The sequence below is a fragment of the Bradyrhizobium sp. LM2.9 genome (genome assembly GCF_054056555.1).
Map to the genome: position 1 here is coordinate 358581 of NZ_JBSRYJ010000002.1, position 21542 is coordinate 380122.

Here is a 21542-nt window from a genome sequence, read left to right on the forward strand (position 1 = left end):
TCATGACAAATCGTACACCCCTTGCCGGAATCAAGGTCGTCGACTTCTCGCGCGTCCTTGCTGGTCCCCACTGCACCAGGGCCCTGTCGGACCTCGGCGCCGACGTGATCAAGATCGAGCCGCCGCGCGGAGACATCTCACGGTACGCCCTGCCTGGCGACGAAACCGCGAGCATGTCCTACTACTATATCCAACAGAACGTCGGGAAACGGAACATCAGCATCGACCTGAACTTCCCCGAAGGAAGAGAAGTCGTGCGCAAGATGTGCGATAGCGCCGACATTATCGTCGAGAATTTTCGCGCCGGCACATTGAAATTCTTCGGCCTCGATTATGAATCCGTCGCCGCGCGCAACCCGAAAGTAATCTACGCCTCAATCAGCGGCTACGGCCAGGGCAGCGCGCTGTCACACCGCAGCGCCTACGCGCCGACCGTCCATGCCGAATCCGGCTTTGTCGGCGGGATGATCGACCATCTCGGCGAGGATCTCACGGTCAAGAGGCATGATGCCTACTCGCATGCCGACATTTATACGGGCCTCGAAGCGATCATCGGCATTCTGGCAGCACTGCATCACCGCGACCAGACAGGCGAGGGCCAATATGTCGATATTGCGATGGCCGCCACCATGCTTGCCGTCAATGAACGGGTGCATGCCGATCTCTCCGGCGTGGATCTCGGCGCCGAACCGGCGGCGCTCGGACCTGCTGACTCGCCGTTCTTCAAGACAAGCTACGGTGACGTCATCACAATCGCGACCAGTGTCGTCAGCAGCCTGACGTTTCCGAACTACATCGCGGCGATGCGTCGCCCCGATCTCGCTTCAGATCCCAGATTCGCCACGCCGGCGGCGCGCCGGAAGAATCTCAACGCCCTTTACCAGATCATCCAGCAGTGGATTCTTTCCTTTGCCACGGCCGGCGAACTCGATGCACAGCTCGACGAAGTGAAGCTGGCGTTCGGCGTGGTTCGCTCGGTCAAGGACTTCGCCGGTTCGGACTGGGTCAAATGGTGGGGCGCGATAGAAGAGGTTACCGACCGCCGCGGCAAGGCGGTCAGGATCCCCGGCAAGCCCTGGCACTTCTCGAAGACGCCGCTGGCCGCTGCGCGCGAAGCCGCCTTTCGCGGTGAACACAACGTCGAAGTGATGAAGGAATACGGCTACTCCGACCAGGAGATCGCAGCCCTTACCAATTCGGGCGTGCTGTTGACGAACATTCCGCCGCGACCCTCGCCGTCGATAGAAGCATCCGCGCCGCCCGATAGTGACGATGTCCTGAAGCAGGCGTCCTAGCTGCGTCGAAACCAACTGATCAAGAAATGGGGGAGGGAAATCATGTCGTTGTCGTCGGAACAAACGCGAAAAATCCTGTCTAATCCGTCTTTTCGGGAACTGACCGCCGCACGGGCAAGGTTGCGGTGGGGGCTCTCGATCGTCACGTTGTTGATGTTCTTCGGCTTCATCGGGCTGATTTCGGCGGCGTCGTCAGCGCTCGGGAAGAGCATGGCAGGCGGAGCCGTTCCGTTGGGCATGGTGATCGCGCTTGGCATGATCGCCCTGGTCGTTGCCCTGACCGGTTACTATGTACGCCGTTCCAACACCTACTTCGACGGCCTGACACAGCTCGTTCGCCGGGAGTGTGGCCGATGATCATGCGCATTCTGCTGGCCGCCATTGCGGCGACGGTGTCCTTTTCGGCCCATGCGCAGGCGACCGCTGTTGTAGCGGGCCGCGATCTGAACTGGGTTGCCATAGGCATGTTCCTGTTGATCGTCGCCGTCACGCTCCTCATCACCTATCGATCGGCTGGCAGAACCAAATCGAAGGCGGACTTCTATACCGCGGGACATGAGATCACGCCGCTCCAGAACGGCCTGGCGATTGCGGGGGATTTTCTTTCGGCCGCGGCTTTCCTCGGTATCTCGGCGCTGATCTATGCGACCGGCTTTGATGGCCTCGTCTATGCGTTGGGCTTCTTGACGGGTTGGCCGATCGTGCTGTTCATGATGTCGGAGCGCTTGCGCAACCTCGGCAGTTACACGTTCGCCGACGCAGCGTCGTTTCGCCTCGATCGGACCTCGGTCCGTCTGGTCGCCGCCACCGGCAGTCTCGTCGTCGTGCTGTTTTACCTGATCGCGCAGATGATCGGTGCCGGCAAGGTCATTCAGCTTCTGTTCGGGGTGAACTATCTGTTCGCAGTCGCCGGCGTCGGACTTCTGATGATCGTCTATGTGGCTGTCGGCGGCATGCAGGCAACCACCTGGGTTCAGATCACCAAAGCGCTGCTGCTGCTGATCGGCGGCACCTTGATGGCGCTGGTGGTGCTGTGGCGCTTCGATTTCAGTCTTGGACGCCTATTCGCCGAGGCGAGCCGGGTGCACCCCAAGGGGGCCTCAGTTCTCTCTCCAGGCGGGCTGTTCGCTGAGCCGGTTTCCGCGATCTCGCTTGGACTCGCGCTGGTGTTCGGTACCGCGGGATTGCCGCATATCCTGATGCGGTTCTTCACCGTCAGCGATTCCGCAGGCGCAAGGAAGTCGGTTTTCTATGCGACGACCTGTGTAGCTTACTTCTGCCTAGTCATCCCGCTGTTCGGCTTTGCTGCGGTGGTGGTCCTTATGCCGGATGCGAGTTTCTTCAACGTCGGCGCGGGCGGCCAGTTCAACAAGATTACCGATCTGATCGGCGGTCCCAATATGGCGGCGGTGCACCTGGCGGGCGCTCTCGGCGGACCAATCCTGCTTGGGTTTATCTCGGCCGTCGCGTTTGCCACCATTCTCGCCGTGGTCGCCGGATTGACACTCGCCGGCGCCTCGGCGGTGAGCCACGATATTTATGGGCAGGTGATTGCGAAGGGTAACGCGCCAGAGGCACGTGAGGTGATGGTTGCGAAGATTGCCGCGGTGGCGACCGGCATCGTCGCGGTGGGCCTTGCCATCACTTTCGAGAACCAGAATGTCGCGTTCATGGCGGGGTTAGCGCTTTCGGTCGCGGCAAGCTGCAATTTTCCAGTGCTGGCGATGGCGATCTTTTGGCGCGGTACCACCACGCGCGGCGCCGTTGCCGGTGGCCTGGTCGGCCTGTTCAGCTCTCTCCTTTTCGTCGTGCTGAGCAAGACAGTCTGGGTCGCGGTATTCCATTTCGCGGCGCCGTTATTTCCCTACGACAATCCGGCGCTCTTCTCGATGCCCCTGGCATTTCTGGTGATTTGGCTCGGTTCGCTGAGTGACCGAACGGCCCGCGCCGCGGCCGAGCGGCGGGCGTTTGATGCTCAGTTTGTGCAATCCGAGATCGGCATCGGACCCTCTGAGGGCAATAACGCGCTGGCGGGAGCTGCAGGATGAACGCCATGATCGACGAGACCCACGATCCGGCGCGCCGCAGTTTTGTGGCGGCCGCCAATGACCCCTCCGGCGACTTCCCCATCCAGAACCTGCCGCTCGGTGTCTTCAGCCGTGGCAAGGACGGAAAGCGATCCGCGGGGATTGGGATCGGCGACCAGATCCTCGATCTTCATGCGGCGCACAGCGCCGGTCTCCTGCCGGCAGAAATTCCCGAGTGGACCGTCGCCGACTCCTCGCTCAACTCGCTGTTTGCGTTGGGACCTCGCGCGTTGCACAACTTACGAAAGGCAGTCAGTGCCGCGCTTGACGCGGGTTCAAGCGGTGAGGCTGCGCGCCGCCGTGCGTCGGACCTGCTGGTCCCATTGAGCGCTTGCACGATGTATCGTCCGACTGCGGTGCCGAACTACACGGATTTTTATGCCGGCATACATCACGCGAAGGCGGCCGGCGCACTCCTCACGCCTGAAAATCCGCTGCCCGCCAACTACAAATGGGTGCCGATTGCCTATCACGGGCGGGCGTCTTCGGTGCAAATCGGGCAGGGAATTGTCCGCAGACCCATGGGACAGCGGACGCCGTCGGTTGACGGGGGCAGTCCTGGCTTCGGTCCGTGCGAACGACTCGATTTCGAACTGGAGATGGGGTTCTATCTCAGTGGCGGCAACGAGCTCGGAAGTCCGATCCCGGTTGCGCGCGCAAGCGAACAGATCGTCGGCTATTCACTTCTCAACGACTGGTCGGCGAGGGACGTCCAGCGCTGGGAGATGTATCCACTCGGACCATTCCTCAGCAAGAGTTTCGCAACGTCCGTCTCGCCGTGGGTTGTCACTACTGACGCGTTGGCTCCGTTCCGCATTCCGGCGATGGTTCGTCCTCACGGGGACCCCCAGCCGTTGAAATACCTGCTCGACGAGGACGATCAGAAAAGTGGCGGGCTGGACATAAGCCTGAAGGTTTTTCTCACGACCGAAAAGATGCGGGCCGCAAGGGACGTTCCTGTCGAAATTCTCAGCTCGAACGCCAAATATCTATATTGGACACCGGCGCAGATGGTTGCGCACCACACGATCAATGGATGCAACCTTCTACCGGGGGACCTGATCGGCACCGGCACGATCTCCGGACCTACCGACGCTGAATTGAGCAGCATGCTCGAATTCACTTCTGCCGGAACCCGCCCCATTACGCTTCCCAACGGAGAGCGTCGCGGCTTTCTACACGACGGTGACGAGATCCGATTTGAGGGGCGCTGCACTCGTGAGGGCTTTGCATCCATCGGCTTCGGAGTGTGCGTCGGAACGATTGCGGCATCTCATCAGACGGAGCTTGAAAGCAGGGCGGCCTGATCCGCGCGCGTTAAGCGAAGAGTCGCCCCTCGAGCGATCCGCGACGAACGGGTGGTACTGCCCGGAAGACGGCAGAACAATAGCTAGGGGAGGAACTACCATGGAGAATTGCCACATGATCGCATACGCCATGATCACGATGCCGGACATCGACATGGAAGAGGTCCAGTTTGGGCAACTTATCGTCCTTCTCGCAGCTTTGTCGGTCGCCGTGTTGGGCCGCCTTGTGGCGTTTATCTTTTGACCCTCTCACGACGCGGTTGATGTAGTCGTGGGGTCAAGCAAACTCGGCGATCGTGTGTGGGAGCCTGCGTGATGGAAGCTGCGGCGCTCCCTAAGATTGTGCGCGAACGTTGAATTTGCCAGCGCGACAGCGGGTCCCGATTTTGGTCTCTCGCCGCACTCGTTTAGGAGCTGTCAAGCCGCTGCTTCAACGGCGGCTTTTGACGAACTACCAAGGGTCTAGGTCGCGGGTTGGCTGCCCGGTTGTGATCCGCGCTGGCCGCTTTCCCATTTGGAAAAGCCTGCTAAGCAATTGATTCTCACTAGGGGCGAGTTCGCACATTTTTCCAAATGCGGCTTGAAATCGTTGAACAATCAGACTGATTTTGATTCCGCCATTCTGACGTTGGTCCAAACCAAAGATTGCCAGTGAAATCTAAGATACTGCGCCCGGCTTCCGTTGTTCATTTGGAACGGGCATTTGGAAATGGCCCCGCCGTCGGCGACGAAGGATCTAACCAATCCCGCCGCGTATCCGATCCCAAGGTCCTCAGCAGCTCTCGTTCTCGTCTACGAAGGTCGCAACGAAATCGCAACGAATTGGGTGAAACGACCGTGAACAAAACGGGACGGAAATGTCTGCCATAGCTATAAAAATCAACAACTTAGAAATTGTTCACTGCGTTCGGGACGCAGGGGTCGCAGGTTCGAATCCTGCCACTCCGACCAAGAATATCAAGCACTTAGCATAAGTGCGTTTTCTATCCCCCGAAGAACGCAAGATTCGCGGGTTGAAGCCCGCCGACAAATGATCGCTTTTCGGCGGCGTTCGTAGCATATCTTCTGAAAATGTCATTGTAAACTGAGTGCTCGGCTGTGGCAGGTTCGGCCCGTTTTGCGGCCAAGCGAATCTTTCCCTGTTTGGTGATGATGCGAAAAGGCCGCCAACTAAGGCGGCCTCATAACGTTGTGGAGCAGAGAACGACGGAAGCTAATCGTCATCGTCGCGTAGGCGTCTATTGACGGTACCTAGCCAATGGATGTCCTGGCCCATCTCTTCTTCAGAGGCTTCCCGGCGTCCGAATGCAGCATCGAACAGCCGACCAAGAACGGTACGCTTTTCTTCTTCCCAATCGCGTTCGCTCATCAGAGGTCTCCTTTGGCTAAGCCCCCACGATAGGTTCGCTGAGTCGATCGAGACTCCCTCATCACAAAAGGCACCAATCCACAATCGAGTGTGCCCGTCACCATCGGACAGGAATGTGACCGGTGAGAAAAAATCGTCCCCCGAACAATACCGTGAACAAACGAAGAAGATTGATCGCAAACGACAAGGAAAAATGCTGCTAATTCAAAGGCCTTCTAGAAGAAAAATTCGTTCGGAACGCAGGGGGCGCAGGTTCGAATCCTGCCACTCCGACCATTCTTCCAAAAGTCGACGTTTTCCTAAAGGCTTGGCGGACCGGCCGCCAGCGCCTCGGGAGCGCCCTATTGCAACGATTTTCAGGGCGGGTCCACGGCCGGTCGGGCAGGGCGGCTTGTTGCGGCGGCATGGCTCTGCATTTACCGGTATCGATGGTTCGGCTTTGCGAGCCAAGTCGCAGGACTACCGCCTCGCCACCAGCACACCGAGCATGAACGCCACCACCAGCGACGGCAACGGGGCTTCGCGAACCATGCCGCGGACGATCTCCGGCCAGTGCTGATCCGGGGCGAGTCTCGGCGATCGCATATCACCGGTCGGCTCGATCCCCCAATTCGACGCGAGTTCGGCGATCTCGCTCGATGCCAGTCGCACGCCGTCACGGACGCGGAAGATCGCGGCGTCCGCTCGCTCTCGTGGCGCAAGCAACATCATCGTCGTGATGGCCGTGCGCAACGTCATCTCTCCGTAGCCTTGCAGCCTTACCGATTCTTCGGGATCGGACGTCATGCGAAAACCCTCACAGCGCCAAATTCCTCACATCGCAAAGTGGCGCGCGATGGTGAATGCCGCCGTCGCGCACAGGACCAGCGTGGATATCGCGCCGGCCACGCCGCGTGCGAGATGGGCTCGCGTCAGGTGCCTGGTCATGATCTTGCTCCATGCTCGGTATGGCAATGGCGGGGAGGCGGCGTTGGTTCCTTGCGCGACGGGCCAATCGCGAACTCCCGCTACTTCCGCAGCAACTCGCTCAGCGCTGCGGTCGCCTCGGCGCAGCGGATGTCGTCGATCTCGCGCGACAGGCTGAGTGCGCTCGATTTCAGTTCTTCGACCTTCCAGCTATCCGGATGCTGGTTTTCGAGATGACCGAGACGCTTGTTGAGATCGTCCAGTCTCGATTGGAGCTGCCCGGCGCTGGCGGCCCCGTTCACTTTCCAAACGCGTTGTGCACGCATCGTAGTTCCCCTGCTAATCTCACGGCGTTGTGAGAGCGGTTCGTGGCCGGAATGGGAATTTGTTTTGGCCGGCTTTAGATCGCGGGGAACCGTTGCAGATTAGCCACGGAAGTTCCTGGATTTCAGCAGCGACCGCGCCTGTGTCGCTTCCCTGTCAATCCGCCAGCGCGAAAATATTCCACTTTACCGAAATTCGGAATTGACGTATGTGTCGCCCATCCCGGCTCACCCTTGAGGGGCGACCATGTGTCGTGATGGTCGTAGAGCCGGGCTTGCGGTGGACGCGACAGCGTCGGGCGCGAAAGTGCGGGCAGGGCGGATTGCTCTCCGTGAGCCCGAGGCTTCGTGTCGACGAGCGGCGCTGTCAGGTTCGTCTCGTCATCAGGTCGGCGGCAACGTGCACAACGTCGTCGAAACCGGTGGCGACAAGCGAGCCGTGCGTACGGCAAAACCGTGTGGTCCTGGCCGTCGTTGCTACGGTCAAGCTCTTGCGGATGCGGCATTCGCGTCAACCGGCGCTGTGTCCGCGACTTTCGTGAAGGCGAGGGAGGCCAAAACGAACTCGGCTCCCGGGAGAGCACGGCATAAGCCGTAAAACCACTGCGCAGGGAAGGCCGAGTGATTGGCTACACCTGTATGCTGCTGTGCGGTTTCCTTGCGCTACATCTTCGCGCAGCGGACCGCGGGTGCCAGCCGGCACCCGGCCTTCCCTGCACCCTCTTGGACAAGAGGGTGAAGCGATGAAGCAAAGCTCGGGCGAAATCCGCCGCGAGATTGCCAAGCTGTGTCTGCAGGTTGAAGTGTACATTGGAGGATGGCGATGCCGCCCCTTTCTCCGTCATTGCGAGCGCAGCGAAGCAATCCAGAGTCTTTCCACGGAGGGATTCTGGATTGCTTCGCTGCGCTCGCAATGACGATGCGGAGAGAGTGTGCGTGTCAGCGTACTGCTCGTGCCCCGGACGCTGCGCAGCGCTCTTGCGGTGCGCTGCTGAGCCGGGGCCCATCTCTCCGCATTACGCCGTGTCGCCTTCTGGGTCCCGGCTCTGCGCAGCAACGCTGCGCGTTGCAGCGCGTCCGGGACACGGACGTGAGCGGTACCGTTGCTCCTCCCCGTCACAAGCCAACCTACCCCCCATCACAACCAAGTGTCTTTATTCGGAAACAGTCATTCCCTATTATCCCGCAATGCAGAAAGCAGCCCGCAAATCCGAGCCCGTTGCTCGCCGGCCCGGCCGTCCCCGGGAGTTCGACATGGACACTGCGCTTGACCGCGCCGTGCGCGTGTTTTGCGAGCGCGGTTATCATGCGACCTCGATCGGCGATCTCACCGCGGCGATGCGGCTGGCGACGGGGAGCGTCTACAAGGCGTTTCGCGACAAGCATGCGGTGTTTCTCGCCGCCTTCGAGCGCTACGCCGCGCTGCGCCAGGAGCAGACGCGCAGCGCCGCGGCGCAAGGCGCCAATGGCCGCGAGCGGTTGCGCAACATGCTTCTCTCGTACGTAGAGCACTCCCAGGGCAGCGAGGGGCGGCGCGGCTGCCTCGTGGTCGGCAGCGCGGTCGAATTGTCGGCGGTCGACCCGGTGGTCGCCGCCCTCGTCAGCGCGCGGCTCGAGACCAACGAAAACTTCATCGCCGGCCTCATTCGCGAGGGGCAGGCCGACGGCTCGATTCCCCGCCATGTCGCCGCCGACGACACCGCGCGGCTGATGATCTGCATCACGCAGGGTCTGCGCGTCGTCGGCAAGGCGCGCCTTTCGCTCGACGGCAAGCGCCTGGTCGCCGTCGCGATGAAACTGCTCGCCTGAATTTTTTGTCATATTAGGAAACGAGCGTTTCCTATATCTGGAGACTGCGTGAATGACGATGAATGCCACGATCGAGACCGCGCCCGGGCCGGATGCGGTGTCGCAACGACTGACCTTCGTGCTTGCCGCGGCCTGTGGCATGGTCGCCGCCAACATCTATTACGCCCAGCCGCTGATCGCCCCGATCAGCGCCGCGCTCGGCCTGTCGCATGAAGCGGCGGGGCTGATCGTCACCATGACGCAGATCGGCTACGGCGTGGGGCTTCTCTTCATCGTGCCGCTCGGCGATCTCGTCGAGAACCGCACCTTGATCTGCTCCGTCATCACGCTCGGCGCCGCAGCGCTGCTCGCCGCGGGGTTCGCCTCCCACGCGCTGCCGTTCCTGATCGCCGCATTGTTCATCGGGCTCGGCTCGGTCGCGGTGCAGATCATCATTCCCTATGCGGCGCATCTGGCGCCGGAAGCGATCCGCGGCCGCGTCGTCGGCAACGTCTCGACCGGCCTGATGCTGGGCATCATGCTGGCGCGCCCGGTGTCGAGCTTCGTCACGGCAGTGCTGTCGTGGCACGCGGTGTTCTTCTTGTCCGCCGCGCTGATGATCGTGCTCGCAGCCGTGCTCTGGATGACGCTGCCGAAGCGCAAGCCGGTCGCGCGCATGCACTATGGCGAGCTGCTGCTGTCGATGCCGCATCTGGTGCGGACCACCCCGCTGCTGCGGCGTCGCGCGCTCTACCAGGCCAGCCTGTTCGGCGCGTTCAGTTTGTTCTGGACCGTGACGCCGCTGCTGCTCGCGAACGAGTTCGGCTTCAGCCAGCGGGGCATCGCGCTGTTCGCGCTCGCCGGTGTCGCCGGCGTGTTCGCGGCCCCGATCGCGGGACGGCTTGCCGATCGCGGCCATAGCCGCGTCGCGACCCTGGTCGCGATGCTGCTGGTTGCCGTGGGCTTCCTGATCACGCAGATCGGCGCGGCCGGTTCGACGCTCAATCTGGCCTGCCTTGTCGTCGCCGCCATCGCGATCGATTTCGGCGTGCAGGGCAACGTCGTGCTCGGCTTCCGCGCCATCTTCGTGCTGGGGCATGAGCATCGCAGCCGCCTCAACGGCCTCTATATGGCGACGTTCTTCAGCGCGGCTGCCGCAGGCTCGGCACTTGGCGCCTGGGCCTTTGCGCAAGGCGGCTGGACGCTGGCATCGGCCATTGGCCTCGCGCTTCCCGTCGCGGGCCTGGCCTATGCGGCCACCGAGTAGCCGCCGGGGTGGCCGGAAATTGTGCGATGCGGCCCGTTTACCAAGGCCGCCTGCAAGCAACCTGGATGGCAATTTCCACCTCGCGGTTTCCCTGCCGCTGTAGTACTTTGGTCGCAAGCGGGCCTGGTTAACGGGCGGCAGGGGGAGGCTGATGAGGAGTGCGGGGCTGTTTGGCGTACCGCGAGTACGGCCATGGTCGTGGCAGGCGTTTCTGCTTGGATTCGTCGTTGTCGCAATGTCGGCTGCGCTCCAGGGCATCTGTGTCGCGCTCGGCGCAAAACTCTATTTCGCGGCGTTCCTGCCCAGCCTGTTCGTGCTCGGCATTGTCGCGGGCGCGCCGGCGGCGGGGTTCGCCGCGCTGCTCACCATTCCGGTGGTGTGGTGGGCGTTCATGCCGCCCTTCTTCAAGTTCAATTCGCTGACCGGCGCGCATGCCGATTCCATCAATCTGTTCTGCCTGCTCGCAGTGCTGGTGATCGGCCTTGCCGACCTCTGCCGCGAGACGATGGCGATCATCAGCCGCGGCGGGTTGAAGCCGCGGGGCGAGAGCGCGGCAACGAATTCGCAATAGGTCGGCATTGCACGGCCGCGGGCGTTGCGCGCGCGCAACAGTCCGGAAACCATTCGGACGCTTGCCGCGCGGCGCTAACTTTTCGAAAAAGATTTGGCGGCAATTTCTCCCCCGGGAATGACGACGGAGTTTTCGGACATGAACGGCCAAATAACCGGTCACGCCATCTTGGAGAACGTGCGCCGCTACCGCGGGATCGCATCGCTCTATCGCCAGACCGCTGCATTCCGCCCGGGCCAGAGCTGGTCGCTGCTCGAGCAGGCGAGGGATTGGGAAGCGCGGGCGCTGACGGAGCTGGAAACCTATTTCGCCGCGCGGATGGACTACGCTACGCAGCTCGCGGCCTGATCGTTAACGTCCTGGAAGTTCCGGCGCTGACGTCTGTTGGCGCGCCGACAGGACTGGTGGCGACAGGACTCGTGGCGATTACGGAGTTATCTCGATGCCGGCATATGCTAGCAAAGTCCGCACAGAGATATTCCGGGGCAAGCGATGACCACCTTCAACCGCATCTTCACGACCGAGCGCCTGCTCCAGATCATCGTCATTCTGGCCGCGACGGTCGCAATGAAGCTGATGGGCTGAATTTCGGCGGGCTATCGCGCGCCGAGTTCGGGCACGTCGGGCAGATAGTTCGACCCCTCCGAGCCCAGAAAATCGAACATCGCCTGCGCCGGCGGCAACAGCACCTTGTCGCTGCGGCGGATCACGTACCATTGCCGCACGATCGGCAGGCCCGCGACGTCGAGCACGATGAGCCGGCCCTCGGTGAGCTCGTGCGCCACGGTGTGCGCCGAGATAAAGGCGATGCCGAGCCCGGCGATGACGGCCTGCTTGATGGTCTCGTTGCTGCTCATCTCCATGCCGATGACCGGCTCGAGATCCGACCTCTGGAACATGCCTTCCATCAGCGTCCGCGTGCCCGAGCCGGGCTCGCGGGTGAGGAAGGTCTCGTGCACGAGGTCCGTCAGGTTGAGGCCGGAATCCTTCTCCAGCCAGTGTCCCTTGCGCGCGACGATGATATGCGGATTGCGCCCGAGCTGACGGACGTCGACGCTGACGTCGGCCGGTGGCCGACCCATCACCGCGAAATCGAGGTCGTAGCCGTGCATGGCCTCGCGGATCTCCTCGCGGTTGCCGACGGTGAGCTTGATCTCGATCTTCGGATACCGCTTCGAGAACGCCGCGATCGCATGCGGCACGAAATATTTGGCGGTCGAGACAGCGCCGAGATGGACGGTGCCGCCGGTTCGCCCCGCAAGCAGGTCGAGCGCGCCCTGGCAGTCGGCGATCGCGGCTTCGACGCGCTCGGCGAGCGTCAGCACCTCCTTGCCCGCCTCCGTCAGCAGCATGCCGTCGCCGGTCCGCTGCACCAGCGGCAGGCCGGCGAGATCCTGAAGCTGGCGCAGCTGCTGGGTCACTGCCGGCTGCGTCAGTCCGAGCTGGCTCGAGGCTGCCGTCACGCTGCCCTTGGCAGAGAGCGCCGCAAGCGAGCGGAGCTGCCGGATCGTCAGATGCCGGAGCTGCGCTGCCGAGTGGACATTATAAGATAATTCTTTGGCACTCATTATGAATAGAAATTTTCCTTATTAAGCCGCCCCTGTCAATCTCCTCATTGTTGGGACTGACTGCACCAACCTCCAGCGGGGAGGGACTGGATGCGGCACCAGCAAAGGGATGGACGCAGATGACAGGGCAACTCAGGCTGGACGACCACCTTCAACGGTACTCCGAGACCGCACCCCATGCGCTGGCCGTGGCGGCCGCAGTCGATGCCATTGCCGCGGCCGCGATCGAGATCGCCGATCTCATCGCGACCGGAGACCTTGCAGACGCCTCGGGCCTGACCACCGGCCGCAACAGCGACGGTGATGTCCAGCGCGATCTCGACGTCCAGGCCGACGCGATCCTGCGCCGCTGCCTCGGCAAGCTGCCGATCGCGGCACTGGCGTCGGAAGAGATGCGCGAACCGCAGATCGGCGATCGCGAGGCCAAGATCTGCGTCGCGATCGATCCGCTCGACGGTTCCTCCAATATCGACGTCAACATGACCGTCGGCACGATCTTCTCGATCCTGCCCGCGCCCGACGATCTCGCGCTCGCCTTCCATCAGCGCGGTTCGGCGCAGCTTGCGGCGGGGTTCGTCACCTACGGTCCGCAGACCTCGCTGGTGCTGACACTCGGCGACGGCGTCGAGATCTTCACGCTCGACCGCAAGTCCGGTTGCTTCCGTCTCGCGCGCAGCGCCGTGCAGATTTCCGAGACGTGCGAGGAGTTCGCGATCAACGCCTCGAACCGCCGGCATTGGGAACAGCCGGTGCGCGCCTTCGTCGACGAATGCCTCGCCGGTGTGGAAGGGCCGGCCAACCACAATTTCAACATGCGCTGGATCGGTTCGCTGGTCGCCGAGGCCTACCGTATCCTCACCCGCGGCGGCGTGTTCCTCTATCCCTCCGATGCACGGCCCGGCTATGGCGACGGCCGCCTGCGCCTCGTCTACGAGGCGCACCCGATGGCTTACATCATCGAGCAGGCCGGCGGCTCGGCCACGACCGGGCGCGAGCGCATCCTCGAGCTCTCAGCACAGAGCCTGCACCAGCGCGTGCCGCTGATCATGGGCTCGAGCAACGAGGTGCAGCGCGTCGAGGAACTGCATTGCGATCCGTTGCTGGTCGCCAGCGTCTCCGCACCGCTGTTCGCGCGGCGCGGCTTCTTCCGGTTGTGAGCGAGGCATCCGATGTCCAGGAAGTATCCGATCATCTCCATCACCGGCTCCTCCGGCGCCGGCACAACTTCGGTCAAGAAGACCTTCGAACAGATATTCTTCCGCGAGAAGGTCAACGCCGCCTACATCGAAGGCGACGCCTTCCATCGCTACGATCGCGCGGAGATGCGCACGCAGATGGCGAAGGAGGCCGATCGCGGCAACAGGCATTTCAGCCATTTCAGCCCCGAGACCAATCTGTTCGAGGAACTGGAGCGGGCGTTCCGCGACTATGGCGAGACCGGCACGGCGACGACGCGGCACTATGTCCACGACGCCGAGGAATCCGCGCTGCATGGCGCCGCACCAGGCACCTTCACCGAATGGAAACGGCTGCCGGAGAGCTCCGATCTGCTGTTCTACGAGGGCCTGCATGGCGCCGTCGTCACCGACAAGGTCAACGTCGCGCGTTATGCCGACCTCAAGATCGGTGTCGTGCCCGTCATCAATCTCGAATGGATCCAGAAGCTGCACCGCGACCGTAGTGCGCGAGGCTATTCGACCGAGGCCGTCACCGACACCGTTCTGCGGCGGATGCCTGACTACATCCACTATATCTGCCCGCAATTTTCCGAGACCGACATCAACTTCCAGCGCGTGCCGACGGTGGACACCTCCAATCCGTTCATCGCGCGCTGGATCCCGACGCCGGACGAATCGATGGTCGTGATCCGCTTCAAGAACCCGCGCGGCATCGACTTCCCCTATCTGCTCTCGATGCTGCCGCAAAGCTGGATGTCTCGCGCCAATTCGATCGTGTGCCCCGGCGCGAAGCTCGACCTCGCGATGCAGCTGATCCTGACGCCGCTGATCATGCAGCTCATCGAGCGCAAGCGAAACCTGAAGTGAACAAGGGGAGTATCCGATGAACATCTCCGTCCACGCCGAAGCCGACCTCTCGGCGGTCGCGCACAACGATCTCGCCAACGCGGTTCGCTTCCTTGCGGTCGACGCCATCGAGACCTCGCAGTCCGGCCATCCCGGCCTGCCCATGGGCATGGCCGATGTCGCGACCGTGCTGTTCTCGCGATTCCTGAAATTCGACTCGGCTCACCCCAATTGGCCGGACCGCGATCGCTTCGTGTTGTCGGCGGGCCATGGCTCGATGCTGCTCTATGCACTGCTCCATCTTACCGGCGGCGACGTCAGCCTCGACGACATCAAGGCGTTCCGGCAATGGGGCTCCAAGACGCCGGGCCATCCGGAATATGGCCACACGCCGGGCGTCGAGACGACGACCGGTCCGCTGGGCCAGGGGATTGCGACCGCGGTCGGCATGGCACTCGCCGAGCGAATGGGCAATGCGCGGCACGGCGAAGGCCTTGTCGATCATTTCACTTATGTGATCGTCGGCGACGGCTGTCTGATGGAAGGCATCAGCCAGGAGGCGATCTCGCTCGCTGGCCATCTCCAGCTTGCGCGCCTGATCGTGCTGTTCGACGACAACGGCATATCCATTGACGGCCCGACCTCGCTCGCGACCTCCGACGACCAGCTCGCGCGCTTCGCCGCCTCCGGCTGGTCGGTGCGCCGTGTCGACGGGCATGATCCCGAAACAGTTGCGCAGGCGATTGCGGAGGAGCGTGAGAGCGCAAAGCCCTCGCTGATCGCCTGCCGCACCATCATCGGCTATGGCGCGCCGGATCGTCAGGGCACCGAGAAGGCGCATGGCGCTCCGCTCGGTGCTGAACAGATGGCGGCAGCACGGCGAACGCTCGGCTGGGACTATCAACCCTTCGTGGTGCCTGTCACGATCATGAAAGCATGGCGGATGATCGGGCAGCGCGGGCAGGTCGAGCGTCTCGCCTGGCTCGATCGCTATGAATGCGCGACGCCCGAGCAGCGCGACCTGTTTGTCGAGGGCAAGGCGGTTGCCCTGCCGAACGCCTATGCCCAGGCCTTGGCGAAGTTACGCGAACGCTTTGCCACCGAGCGTCCCAAGCTCGCGACGCGGCAGGCCTCGCAACAAGTGCTCGACGGCATCGCCGGGACGATTCCCGGGCTGGTCGGCGGCTCCGCAGACCTGACGCATTCGAACCTGACGCATGCCAAGGCGCAGGCTCCGGTGACGCGCGACGCGTTCGCAGGCGATTACATCCATTACGGCATCCGCGAGCATGGCATGGCGGCCGCGATGAACGGCCTCGCGCTGCACGGCGGCTTCATTCCCTATGGCGGCACCTTCCTCGCCTTCTCCGACTACAGCCGTCCGGCGATCCGGCCTTGCGGCCTTGATGCGGATCCGCGTCATTCATGTGATGACCCACGACTCCATCGGCCTGGGTGAGGACGGCCCCACGCACCAACCGGTCGAGCATCTCGCAGCGCTCCGCGTCATTCCGAACTTGCTCGTGTTCCGTCCGGCCGACGCGGTGGAGACGCTGGAAGCATGGGATTGCGCGCTCGAATCCGAAAATCGCCCCTCCGTGCTGTGCCTGTCGCGTCAGGCGCTGCCGACCTTCCGCAGCGATGTCCGCGGTAGAAACCGCGTCGCACGGGGCGCCTATCTCATCGTTTCGCCCGACGGCGGCCGCGACGTGACGCTCATCGCAACAGGTTCGGAAGTGTCCATCGCGCTGGAAGCGGCTCGCCTGCTGGCCACCGAGCACGTCCGCGCGGCCGTGGTCTCCGCTCCCTGCTTCGCGTTGTTCGAGGAGCAGCCGGAGGACTACCGCGCTGCCGTGCTCGGCACTGTGCCACGGGTGGGCATCGAGGCGGCAGTCGCCGGCGATTGGCATCGATGGATCGGCACTGACGGCGAATTCGTCGGCATGCGCGGCTTCGGTGCTTCGGCGCCGGCAGCGGTGCTCTACCGCGAGTTCGGCATCACGCCGCAAAGCGTTGCGGAAGCGGCCCGGCGGGCGATTGCCCGCGCCGGCAAGCAATAACAGGAGGAATTGTCGTGGCCCGTATCACCCTTCGTCAGCTGCTCGATCACGCCGCCAGTCACGGCTACGCGGTGCCGGCGTTCAACATCAACAACATGGAGCAGGGCATTGCGATCATGCAGGCGGCGGCCGAGGTCGATGCGCCGGTCATCATCCAGGCTTCGCGCGGCGCGCGCAGCTATGCTGGCGACATGATGCTCTCGCACATGATCGACGCGCTGGAGCGAACCTATCCAGACATCCCGCTCTGCATGCACCAGGACCATGGCAACGACGAGGCGACCTGTGCATCCGCGATCGCCCATGGTTTCACCTCGGTGATGATGGACGGTTCGCTCGAGGCCGACGCCAAGACCGCGGCCGATTACGACTACAACGTCGCGATCACCCGCCGCGTCGTCGATCTCGCGCATTGGGTCGGTGCCTCCGTCGAAGGCGAGCTCGGCGTACTCGGCTCGCTCGAGCATGGCGGCGGCGAGCAGGAGGATGGTCACGGCGTCGAGGGCAAAGTCAGCCACGACCAGTTGCTGACCGATCCCGACCAGGCGGTCGACTTCGTCCGCGCCACCAAGGTCGATGCGCTCGCGATCGCGATGGGCACCTCGCACGGCGCCTACAAGTTCAGCCGCAAGCCGGACGGTGACATCCTGGCGATGCGGGTGGTCGAGGAGATTCATCGCCGGCTGCCGAACACGCATCTCGTGATGCACGGCTCTTCCTCGGTGCCGCAGCCGCTCCAGGACATGTTCAACGAGTTCGGCGGCGAGATGCCGCAGACCTGGGGCGTGCCGGTTGAGGAGATCGTCCGCGGCATCAAGAGCGGCGTGCGCAAGGTCAATATCGACACCGACTGCCGGTTGGCGATGACCGCGGTGTTTCGCAAAGTTGCAGCGCAAACACGATCCGAGTTCGATCCACGCAAATTCCTCAAGCCCGCGATGGACGCCATGCGCGAGCTCTGCCGCGACCGCTTCGAGCAGTTCGGCACCGCGGGACACGCGAGCCAGATCAAGGTCATTCCCTTGAGCGAGATGGCGCGGCGCTACCGCGCCGGCGAACTCGATCCGAGCGTCGACGCCCGCGAGCCCGTCGCGGCCTAATCATTCAGAGAGAGAGAAGAGCAGGAGAGAGCCATGAATGCACACGCAGGAACCGTCCGCGGCAAGGAAAGATATCGCTCTGGCGTGATGGAATACAAGCGCATGGGCTATTGGGAGCCCGACTATGTGCCGAAGGACACCGATGTCATCGCGCTGTTCCGCGTCACGCCGCAGGAGGGCGTCGACCCGATCGAGGCTTCGGCCGCAGTCGCCGGTGAATCCTCGACCGCGACCTGGACGGTGGTGTGGACCGATCGCCTGACCGCCGCCGAAAAATATCGCGCAAAATGTTACCGCGTCGATCAGGTGCCGGGCACGCCGGGCTCGTATTTCGCCTACATCGCCTATGACCTCGACCTGTTCGAGCCGGGCTCGATCGCCAACCTCTCGGCATCGATCATCGGCAATGTGTTCGGCTTCAAGCCGCTGAAGGCGTTGCGGCTGGAGGACATGCGTTTCCCAGTCGCTTATGTGAAGACGTTCCAGGGACCGGCGACGGGTATCGTGGTCGAGCGGGAGCGGCTCGACAAGTTCGGCCGGCCGCTGCTGGGCGCGACCGTCAAGCCCAAGCTCGGCCTCTCGGGCCGCAATTACGGCCGCGTGGTCTACGAAGCGCTGAAGGGCGGGCTCGACTTCACCAAGGATGACGAGAACATCAACTCGCAGCCCTTCATGCACTGGCGCGACCGTTTCCTCTACTGCATGGAAGCGGTGAACCGGGCACAGGCGGCCTCCGGTGAGGCGAAGGGCACCTACCTGAACATCACCGCGGGAACGATGGAGGACATGTACGAGCGCGCCGAGTTCGCGAAGGAACTCGGGTCGTGCATCGTCATGATCGACCTCGTGATCGGCTACACCGCGATCCAGTCCATGGCGAAATGGGCGCGGCGCAATGACATGATCCTGCATCTGCATCGCGCCGGTCACTCGACCTATACGCGGCAGAAGAGCCACGGCGTGTCGTTCCGCGTCATCGCCAAATGGATGCGGCTCGCGGGCGTCGACCACATCCATGCCGGCACCGTGGTCGGCAAGCTCGAAGGCGATCCGAACACCACGCGTGGCTATTACGATGTCTGCCGCGAAGACTTCAACCCGACCAAGCTCGAACACGGCCTGTTCTTCGACCAGTCCTGGGCGAGCCTGAACAAGATGATGCCGGTCGCCTCCGGCGGCATCCATGCCGGCCAGATGCACCAGCTGCTCGATCTCCTCGGCGAGGATGTCGTGCTGCAATTCGGCGGCGGTACCATCGGCCATCCCATGGGCATCGCGGCCGGCGCGATCGCTAACCGCGTGGCGCTGGAAGCGATGATCCTCGCCCGCAACGAGGGTCGCGACTACGTCCATGAAGGTCCGGAGATCCTGGCCAGGGCGGCCGAGACTTGCACGCCGCTGAAAGCTGCGCTCGAGGTCTGGAAGGACGTCTCCTTCAATTATCAATCCACCGACACGCCGGACTTCGTGCCGACCGCGCTCGAAACCGTTTGAGGAGACTTGACATGAAGCTGACCCAAGGCTGCTTCTCATTCCTGCCCGATCTGACCGACGACCAGATCACCAAGCAGGTGCAATATTGCCTGACCAAAGGCTGGGCGGTGAACATCGAGTTCACCGACGATCCGCATCCCCGCAACACCTATTGGGAGATGTGGGGTCTGCCCATGTTCGATCTCCAGGACGCCGCCGGCGTGATGATGGAGCTCGCCGAATGCCGCAGAGTGTATGGCGACCGTTACATCCGCCTCAACGGCTTCGACTCCAGCCCTGGTTGGGAATCGGTGCGGATCTCGTTCCTCGTCAACCGCCCGCCGCAGGAGGCCGAGTTCGAGCTGGTGCGGCAGGAGGTGGGGGGACGCGCGATCCGCTACACCACCGTGCGCCGGCCGGCCGCGCACGCGCAAACCTAAATCATTCTCCTCCGCGCGGAGCACTCCCTGCTCCGTTTCCTTGGCGGACCACTGCTTCGCCGCTCCCCCCGCGGCGAAGCCCTTTTCTTCGAGGTGCCGATGCTGGATGTTCCCCACGTAATGACCACTGAGCCCGGCGAGACCAATTTCGATCTCCGCAAGGAGGCCGAAGCAGCCGGCATCACCGGCACGCTGCAACAGCTCGAGCAGGAGCTGATCGGATTGAAACCGGTGAAGAATCGGGTGCGTCAGATCGCGTCGCTCCTGCTGATCGAACGCATCCGGCAGCGTGCGGGACTGGCTTCGTCGCCGCCGACGCTGCACATGTCGTTCACAGGCAATCCCGGCACCGGCAAGACGACGGTCGCGCTTCGCATGGCCAAGATCCTCCATGGTCTCGGTTTCGTGCGGCGCGGGCAGGTGATCTCGGTGACGCGCGACGATCTCGTCGGTCAGTATATCGGCCACACCGCGCCGAAGACCAAGGAGATCCTGAAGAAGGCGATGGGCGGCGTGCTGTTCATCGACGAGGCCTATTATCTGCATCGCTCCGACAACGAACGCGACTACGGCCAGGAGGCGATCGAGATTCTGCTCCAGGTGATGGAGAACCAGCGCGAGGACCTCGTCGTCATCCTTGCCGGCTATGGCGAGCGGATGACGACCTTCTTTGCCTCCAATCCCGGCTTCCGCTCGCGCATTGCGCACCACATCGATTTCCCGGACTATGCGCAGGAAGAGCTTCTCGTCATTGCCGAGTTGATGCTGAGGGAGCGCGGCTATCGCCTCTCGGCGGCGGCGCGTGAAGCTTTCGAGAAGTACATCGCGCTGCGCCGGACCCAGCCGTTCTTCTCCAATGCGCGCTCGATCCGCAACGCCGTCGACCGCATCCGGCTGCGGCAGGCGGATCGCCTGGTGTCGGATCTCGACCGCATGCTCGATATCGCCGACCTCGAAACGATCGATCCCATGGACGTCCTGGCGAGCCGCGTTTTCAGCGGCGGTGCGGACGCGCAGAGGAGTGCGAAGCCATGACGAAAGAAATCCTCATCGCGCCTTCGATCCTGGCCGCGGATTTCGCGCGCCTCGGCGAGGAGATCGCTGCGATCGACGCGGCGGGCGCCGACTGGATTCATTGCGACGTCATGGACGGGCATTTCGTCCCGAACATCAGTTACGGCGCCGACGTCATCAAGGCGATCCGGCCGCTGACGGCGAAGATTTTTGACGTTCATCTGATGATCGCGCCGGCCGATCCCTATCTCGAAGCGTTCGCGAAGGCCGGTGCGGATGTCATCACGGTGCATGCCGAAGCCGGCGTCCATCTCGACCGCTCGCTCCAGGCCATCCGCGCGCTCGGCAAGAAGGCCGGCGTCAGCCTCTGTCCAGCGACGCCGGAAGCCGTGATCGAATACGTGATCGATCGTGTCGATCTCGTGCTGGTGATGACGGTCAATCCGGGCTTTGGCGGCCAGTCCTTCCTCGAGTCCCAGTTCGAGAAGATCAGGCGCATTCGAAGCTTGATCGGCGACCGTCCAATCCGGCTCGAGGTTGACGGCGGCATCACGCGCGACAATGCCGCTGCCGTGACCGCTGCGGGCGCCGATACGCTTGTGGCGGGTTCCGCTGTGTTTCGCGGCAAGAGCAGCGCGGACTATGCCGCGAACATCGCGGCCATTCGCGGCGCGGCGGAGGCCGGCAGAGTTCCGAAGTTGCAGGATGTCTCCGGAAGGCCGGCGCGTCTCGGCGAGACCGCGCTCATCCGGTAAAATACGGTATACAGGCGGGGCCGATCCGGCGCCGGTCTGGTTGTGCCAAGGCGTGCCACTTTCCTCCGGAGAAATACGGAGGATGACGGACCAAATGATCAGCTCGTTTCAGGCCGGGCTAACCAACGCATCGAGACGAAAATTCGATTAACGCCCGCGCAATGCTATGCGTCTCAATCTGCGGTTGGAAACGCT

The 21542-nt window shown here is 62.9% G+C and carries 20 protein-coding genes and 1 pseudogene; 17 read left to right on the forward strand and 4 right to left on the reverse strand.

Annotation, left to right across the window (positions count from 1 at the left end):
* Positions 1-2 precede the first annotated feature (2 nt).
* From ACVWW3_RS03180 to ACVWW3_RS03200, 5 genes are all read left to right on the forward strand, one after another.
* The gene (locus ACVWW3_RS03180) at positions 3-1295 is read left to right on the forward strand and encodes a CaiB/BaiF CoA transferase family protein (protein ID WP_247341842.1); all 1293 of its coding nucleotides are present in this window, start codon (positions 3-5) and stop codon (positions 1293-1295) included.
* A 42-nt stretch (positions 1296-1337) separates the two neighbouring features.
* On the forward strand, positions 1338-1652 hold the full coding sequence (locus tag ACVWW3_RS03185; protein ID WP_247341845.1) for a DUF485 domain-containing protein: 315 nt from the start codon (positions 1338-1340) through the stop codon (positions 1650-1652).
* Positions 1649-3343 carry a cation/acetate symporter ActP gene (gene actP, locus ACVWW3_RS03190; RefSeq protein WP_247348285.1) on the forward strand — a complete coding sequence of 565 codons (1695 nt, stop codon included), beginning with the start codon at positions 1649-1651 and terminating at the stop codon, positions 3341-3343. The genes ACVWW3_RS03185 and actP overlap by 4 nt, the downstream gene beginning before the upstream one ends.
* On the forward strand, positions 3340-4689 hold the full coding sequence (gene fahA, locus ACVWW3_RS03195) for a fumarylacetoacetase (RefSeq protein ID WP_247341851.1): 1350 nt from the start codon (positions 3340-3342) through the stop codon (positions 4687-4689). The genes actP and fahA overlap by 4 nt, the downstream gene beginning before the upstream one ends.
* Before the next feature lie 115 nt (positions 4690-4804).
* Positions 4805-4933, forward strand: coding sequence for a hypothetical protein (locus ACVWW3_RS03200; RefSeq protein WP_256467653.1), 129 nt, complete (start codon positions 4805-4807; stop codon positions 4931-4933).
* A 969-nt stretch (positions 4934-5902) separates the two neighbouring features.
* Here the strand turns inward: ACVWW3_RS03200 and ACVWW3_RS03205 are convergent.
* The 3 genes from ACVWW3_RS03205 to ACVWW3_RS03215 all read right to left on the reverse strand — a co-directional run bounded on the left by ACVWW3_RS03205 (position 5903) and on the right by ACVWW3_RS03215 (position 7290).
* Complete coding sequence (locus ACVWW3_RS03205) at positions 5903-6058, reverse strand: hypothetical protein (protein WP_456650946.1); 156 nt, start codon at positions 6056-6058, stop codon at positions 5903-5905.
* Between the two features lie 459 nt (positions 6059-6517).
* Positions 6518-6844, reverse strand: coding sequence for a hypothetical protein (locus ACVWW3_RS03210; protein WP_247446417.1), 327 nt, complete (start codon positions 6842-6844; stop codon positions 6518-6520).
* Positions 6845-7065: 221 nt separating this feature from the next.
* Complete coding sequence (locus tag ACVWW3_RS03215) at positions 7066-7290, reverse strand: hypothetical protein (protein WP_247347940.1); 225 nt, start codon at positions 7288-7290, stop codon at positions 7066-7068.
* A 1251-nt stretch (positions 7291-8541) separates the two neighbouring features.
* Between ACVWW3_RS03215 and ACVWW3_RS03220 the strand changes: the two genes are divergently transcribed.
* The 4 genes from ACVWW3_RS03220 to ACVWW3_RS03235 all read left to right on the forward strand — a co-directional run bounded on the left by ACVWW3_RS03220 (position 8542) and on the right by ACVWW3_RS03235 (position 11261).
* On the forward strand, positions 8542-9096 hold the full coding sequence (locus tag ACVWW3_RS03220) for a TetR/AcrR family transcriptional regulator (protein ID WP_247347941.1): 555 nt from the start codon (positions 8542-8544) through the stop codon (positions 9094-9096).
* Positions 9097-9148: 52 nt separating this feature from the next.
* Positions 9149-10342 (forward strand): MFS transporter, encoded by a 1194-nt coding sequence (locus ACVWW3_RS03225; protein ID WP_354045911.1) that lies wholly within the window; start codon positions 9149-9151, stop codon positions 10340-10342.
* Between the two features lie 151 nt (positions 10343-10493).
* The gene (locus tag ACVWW3_RS03230) at positions 10494-10913 is read left to right on the forward strand and encodes a DUF4118 domain-containing protein (RefSeq protein WP_354107694.1); all 420 of its coding nucleotides are present in this window, start codon (positions 10494-10496) and stop codon (positions 10911-10913) included.
* Between the two features lie 138 nt (positions 10914-11051).
* Positions 11052-11261, forward strand: a complete 210-nt coding sequence (locus ACVWW3_RS03235; RefSeq protein ID WP_247347946.1) for a hypothetical protein — start codon at positions 11052-11054, stop codon at positions 11259-11261.
* A 248-nt stretch (positions 11262-11509) separates the two neighbouring features.
* Here ACVWW3_RS03235 and ACVWW3_RS03240 read toward each other — a convergent pair whose 3' ends face one another.
* Entirely contained in the window at positions 11510-12481 is a 972-nt protein-coding gene (locus ACVWW3_RS03240) for a LysR family transcriptional regulator (RefSeq protein WP_456650945.1), read from the reverse strand.
* Positions 12482-12600: 119 nt separating this feature from the next.
* Between ACVWW3_RS03240 and ACVWW3_RS03245 the strand changes: the two genes are divergently transcribed.
* The 8 genes and pseudogenes from ACVWW3_RS03245 (at position 12601) to rpe (ending at position 21347) form a co-directional block, all read left to right on the forward strand.
* On the forward strand, positions 12601-13638 hold the full coding sequence (locus tag ACVWW3_RS03245; protein ID WP_456650944.1) for a class 1 fructose-bisphosphatase: 1038 nt from the start codon (positions 12601-12603) through the stop codon (positions 13636-13638).
* A 12-nt stretch (positions 13639-13650) separates the two neighbouring features.
* The gene (locus ACVWW3_RS03250; protein ID WP_456650943.1) at positions 13651-14526 is read left to right on the forward strand and encodes a phosphoribulokinase; all 876 of its coding nucleotides are present in this window, start codon (positions 13651-13653) and stop codon (positions 14524-14526) included.
* Between the two features lie 16 nt (positions 14527-14542).
* Positions 14543-16565, forward strand: a pseudogene (gene tkt / locus ACVWW3_RS03255) (transketolase).
* A gap of 14 nt (positions 16566-16579) precedes the next feature.
* A complete protein-coding gene (gene fba, locus ACVWW3_RS03260; protein ID WP_456650941.1) occupies positions 16580-17665 on the forward strand; it encodes a class II fructose-bisphosphate aldolase in 1086 nt (361 codons plus the stop codon).
* A gap of 33 nt (positions 17666-17698) precedes the next feature.
* Entirely contained in the window at positions 17699-19159 is a 1461-nt protein-coding gene (locus ACVWW3_RS03265) for a form I ribulose bisphosphate carboxylase large subunit (protein ID WP_456650940.1), read from the forward strand.
* An 11-nt stretch (positions 19160-19170) separates the two neighbouring features.
* A complete protein-coding gene (locus ACVWW3_RS03270) occupies positions 19171-19578 on the forward strand; it encodes a ribulose bisphosphate carboxylase small subunit (RefSeq protein ID WP_456650939.1) in 408 nt (135 codons plus the stop codon).
* Positions 19579-19677: 99 nt separating this feature from the next.
* Complete coding sequence (gene cbbX / locus ACVWW3_RS03275) at positions 19678-20613, forward strand: CbbX protein (RefSeq protein WP_456650938.1); 936 nt, start codon at positions 19678-19680, stop codon at positions 20611-20613.
* On the forward strand, positions 20610-21347 hold the full coding sequence (gene rpe, locus ACVWW3_RS03280; protein ID WP_354045926.1) for a ribulose-phosphate 3-epimerase: 738 nt from the start codon (positions 20610-20612) through the stop codon (positions 21345-21347). The genes cbbX and rpe overlap by 4 nt, the downstream gene beginning before the upstream one ends.
* Positions 21348-21542 lie beyond the last annotated feature (195 nt).

Bases quoted from the DNA above. Each gene is read 5' to 3' on its own strand.
- ACVWW3_RS03180 (WP_247341842.1), top strand. From the start codon at position 3: ATGACAAATCGTACACCCCTTGCCGGAATCAAGGTCGTCGACTTCTCG.
- ACVWW3_RS03185 (WP_247341845.1), top strand. From the start codon at position 1,338: ATGTCGTTGTCGTCGGAACAAACGCGAAAAATCCTGTCTAATCCGTCT.
- actP (WP_247348285.1), top strand. From the start codon at position 1,649: ATGATCATGCGCATTCTGCTGGCCGCCATTGCGGCGACGGTGTCCTTT.
- fahA (WP_247341851.1), top strand. From the start codon at position 3,340: ATGAACGCCATGATCGACGAGACCCACGATCCGGCGCGCCGCAGTTTT.
- ACVWW3_RS03200 (WP_256467653.1), top strand. From the start codon at position 4,805: ATGATCGCATACGCCATGATCACGATGCCGGACATCGACATGGAAGAG.
- ACVWW3_RS03205 (WP_456650946.1), bottom strand. From the start codon at position 6,058: ATGAGCGAACGCGATTGGGAAGAAGAAAAGCGTACCGTTCTTGGTCGG.
- ACVWW3_RS03210 (WP_247446417.1), bottom strand. From the start codon at position 6,844: ATGACGTCCGATCCCGAAGAATCGGTAAGGCTGCAAGGCTACGGAGAG.
- ACVWW3_RS03215 (WP_247347940.1), bottom strand. From the start codon at position 7,290: ATGCGTGCACAACGCGTTTGGAAAGTGAACGGGGCCGCCAGCGCCGGG.
- ACVWW3_RS03220 (WP_247347941.1), top strand. From the start codon at position 8,542: ATGGACACTGCGCTTGACCGCGCCGTGCGCGTGTTTTGCGAGCGCGGT.
- ACVWW3_RS03225 (WP_354045911.1), top strand. From the start codon at position 9,149: ATGACGATGAATGCCACGATCGAGACCGCGCCCGGGCCGGATGCGGTG.
- ACVWW3_RS03230 (WP_354107694.1), top strand. From the start codon at position 10,494: ATGAGGAGTGCGGGGCTGTTTGGCGTACCGCGAGTACGGCCATGGTCG.
- ACVWW3_RS03235 (WP_247347946.1), top strand. From the start codon at position 11,052: ATGAACGGCCAAATAACCGGTCACGCCATCTTGGAGAACGTGCGCCGC.
- ACVWW3_RS03240 (WP_456650945.1), bottom strand. From the start codon at position 12,481: ATGAGTGCCAAAGAATTATCTTATAATGTCCACTCGGCAGCGCAGCTC.
- ACVWW3_RS03245 (WP_456650944.1), top strand. From the start codon at position 12,601: ATGACAGGGCAACTCAGGCTGGACGACCACCTTCAACGGTACTCCGAG.
- ACVWW3_RS03250 (WP_456650943.1), top strand. From the start codon at position 13,651: ATGTCCAGGAAGTATCCGATCATCTCCATCACCGGCTCCTCCGGCGCC.
- ACVWW3_RS03265 (WP_456650940.1), top strand. From the start codon at position 17,699: ATGAATGCACACGCAGGAACCGTCCGCGGCAAGGAAAGATATCGCTCT.
- ACVWW3_RS03270 (WP_456650939.1), top strand. From the start codon at position 19,171: ATGAAGCTGACCCAAGGCTGCTTCTCATTCCTGCCCGATCTGACCGAC.
- cbbX (WP_456650938.1), top strand. From the start codon at position 19,678: ATGCTGGATGTTCCCCACGTAATGACCACTGAGCCCGGCGAGACCAAT.
- rpe (WP_354045926.1), top strand. From the start codon at position 20,610: ATGACGAAAGAAATCCTCATCGCGCCTTCGATCCTGGCCGCGGATTTC.